Origin of the sequence: Micromonospora sp. NPDC049799 (assembly GCF_040656655.1) — a bacterium.
Taxonomy (GTDB): domain Bacteria; phylum Actinomycetota; class Actinomycetes; order Mycobacteriales; family Micromonosporaceae; genus Micromonospora.
In genome coordinates this window covers 1-2,899 of the sequence record NZ_JBFAMU010000577.1, presented here as the reverse complement: position 1 = coordinate 2,899, position 2,899 = coordinate 1, and the positions used below count along the sequence as shown (strand labels likewise).

General features: G+C 70.7%; 1 protein-coding gene and 1 pseudogene. Both read right to left on the bottom strand.

The window, feature by feature from the left end:
* A pseudogene (locus AB0I76_RS26630) lies at positions 1–463 on the bottom strand (AraC family transcriptional regulator); the annotation flags it as partial.
* A 16-nt stretch (positions 464–479) separates the two neighbouring features.
* Positions 480–2,585, bottom strand: a complete 2,106-nt coding sequence (uvrB, locus tag AB0I76_RS26625; RefSeq protein WP_357040894.1) for an excinuclease ABC subunit UvrB — start codon at positions 2,583–2,585, stop codon at positions 480–482.
* Between the last annotated feature and the right edge of the window lie 314 nt (positions 2,586–2,899).

Below are 2,899 nucleotides of genomic sequence, written 5' to 3'. Positions count from 1 at the left end.
GGGTCGCCAGGGCGGCGTCGAGCAGCGTGAAGCGCCCGCCCCACGTGGGCTCCTCGGCCAGCCGGCGGCGCAGCCGGTCCAGCCAGCCGTCGGACCACTGGTCGACACCCACCGCGCGGTTCGCCACCTCGCCCAGCGGCGTCCCGAGGATCCGGCGTGCGGCGAGCGGGGTCAGCAGCATCTGCACCCCGACGCCCACGCCGACCGTCGAGGTCGCGCAGTACCCGTCGAACGGCCCGGCGACGAACGAGTCCACCGCGTACGCGCCACGCGCCGCCGCCCGGGGGTCGACCACGTCCAGCGGGGCGCCCCAACCGAGGATGACCACCACGAACGCGCCGGCCGCCTCGTGCCGGACCAGCGGAGCCGGCGCGGTCTCCCGGTAGCCGATGTACCGCCCGACGTACGGACGCAGACGGGCCTCGGGCACACCGACGACCACCTCGTCGAGCGTCGGCGTCATCGGTGCCCCCGTCCGCCTACTTCACGCCGGCGGCGTCCATGCCGCGCAGCTCCTTCTTCAGGTCGGCGACCTCGTCCCGGATGCGCGCCGCCAGCTCGAACTGCAACTCCCGCGCGGCCGCCAGCATCTGGTCGTTCAGCTCCTGGATGAGCTGGGCCAGCTCGGCCCGGGCCATGCCCTCGCGGGCCGGGCCGGCACCGGTGCCGACCCGACGACTGCGGGTCTCCTTCACCGGCGCCTTGCCGCGGGACAGCTGCCGCACCGCGCCGCCGACGCGGGTGTCGGTGTCCTCCGCCTCGCGGTAGATGTCGTCCAGGATGTCGTGGATCTTCTTGCGCAACGGCTCCGGGCTGATCCCGTTCGCCTCGTTGTGGGCGATCTGCTTGGCCCGGCGCCGGTTGGTCTCGTCGATGGCGGCGGCCATCGAGGGGGTGATCTTGTCGGCGTACATGTGGACCTGGCCGGAGACGTTGCGGGCCGCGCGGCCGATGGTCTGGATCAGCGACCGGCCGCTGCGCAGGAAGCCCTCCTTGTCGGCGTCGAGGATCGCCACCAGGGACACCTCGGGCAGGTCGAGGCCCTCCCGGAGCAGGTTGATGCCGACCAGCACGTCGTAGTCGCCCTTGCGCAGCTCACGCAGCAGCTCGACCCGGCGCAGCGTGTCCACCTCCGAGTGCAGGTAGCGCACCCGGATGCCGTTCTCCAGCAGGTAGTCCGACAGGTCCTCGGCCATCTTCTTGGTCAGCGTGGTGACCAGCACCCGCTCGTCCCGCTCGGTGCGCAGCTTGATCTCGTGCATCAGGTCGTCGATCTGCCCCTTGGTGGGCTTGATGACGACCTCCGGGTCGATCAGGCCGGTCGGGCGGATCACCTGCTCGACGAACTCGCCCTGGGCCTGCTCCATCTCCCACGAGCCCGGTGTCGCGGACAGGAAGACCATCTGGCCCACCCGCTCCAGGAACTCGTCGAAACGCAGCGGCCGGTTGTCGGCGGCGCTGGGCAGCCGGAAGCCGTGGTCGATGAGCATCCGCTTACGGGACGCGTCACCCTCGTACATGCCGCCGATCTGCGGGATCGTCACGTGCGACTCGTCGACGACGGTCAGGTAGTCGTCGGGGAAGTAGTCGAGCAGGCAGTGCGGCGGGCTGCCGGGCAGCCGGCCGTCCATGTGCATCGAGTAGTTCTCGATGCCGGAGCAGAACCCGACCTGGCGCATCATCTCGATGTCGTACGTGGTGCGCATCCGCAGCCGCTGCGCCTCCAGCAGCTTGCCCTGCCGCTCCAGCTCCGCCAGCCGCTCGCCCAGCTCGGCCTCGATGTCGCGGATCGCCCGCTCCATCCGCTCCGGGCCGGCCGCGTAGTGCGTGGCCGGGAAGATCATCAGGTGGTCGACCTCACGGACCACGTCGCCGGTGAGCGGGTTGAGATAGTAGAGCTTCTCCACCTCGTCGCCGAACAGCTCGATCCGGACCGCCAGCTCCTCGTACGCCGGGATGATCTCCAGGGTGTCGCCGCGGACCCGGAAGGTGCCCCGCTGGAAGGCCATGTCGTTCCGGGTGTACCGGATGTCGACCAGCCGGCGCAGCAGCTGGTCGCGGTCCAGCTCCTGACCGACGACCATCCGGACCGCGCGGTCCAGGTACTCCTCCGGGGTGCCCAGGCCGTAGATCGCCGACACGGTCGCGACCACCACCACGTCGCGGCGGGTCAGCAGCGACATCGTCGCCGAGTGCCGCAGCCGCTCGACCTCCTCGTTGATCGAGGAGTCCTTCTCGATGTAGGTGTCGGTCTGCGGGATGTAGGCCTCGGGCTGGTAGTAGTCGTAGTAGGAGACGAAGTATTCGACGGCGTTGTGCGGCAGCAGCTCGCTGAACTCCTTGGCCAGCTGCGCGCAGAGCGTCTTGTTGGGCGCCAGCACCAGCGTCGGCCGCTGCAACCGCTCGACCAGCCACGCGGTGGTGGCGCTCTTGCCGGTGCCGGTCGCGCCGAGCAGCACCGTGTTGCGGTCACCGCGCCGCACCCGGCGCTCCAGGTCGTCGATGGCCGCCGGCTGGTCGCCGGCCGGCTGGAACTCACTGACGACCTGGAAACGGCCGTCGAGCCGGGGAATGTCGAGCGCCATGACCCCAACGGTACGCCGGGGGTCCGACACTCCGGGCCGACTACCGTGGGTCCGTGATCGGCTTCGATATTCCCATTGTGTGGCCCTTGTCACGGAGCTAGGCTCTCCACGTAGGCCGCTCGCGGCGGCCGACCGGGCCGGTGGCCAGGCCGTCAAGGGCCGGCCATCCCCGGCACAGGGGTCGCAGCACCCGGCACGCCCGGCGTGCGCGCCCAACGTGGTCGCGCTGGAGGCGCAGACCGGCCGCCGCGAGCGCCCCTGCTCGTCACCCCACGGCGGTGAGTTCCGTTCAACATCCGTGGAGTCCTCCGACC

What these genes read in the sequence shown, in the direction of transcription:
- uvrB (WP_357040894.1), bottom strand. Translation starts at nt 2,585, where the DNA reads ATGGCGCTCGACATTCCCCGGCTCGACGGCCGTTTCCAGGTCGTCAGT.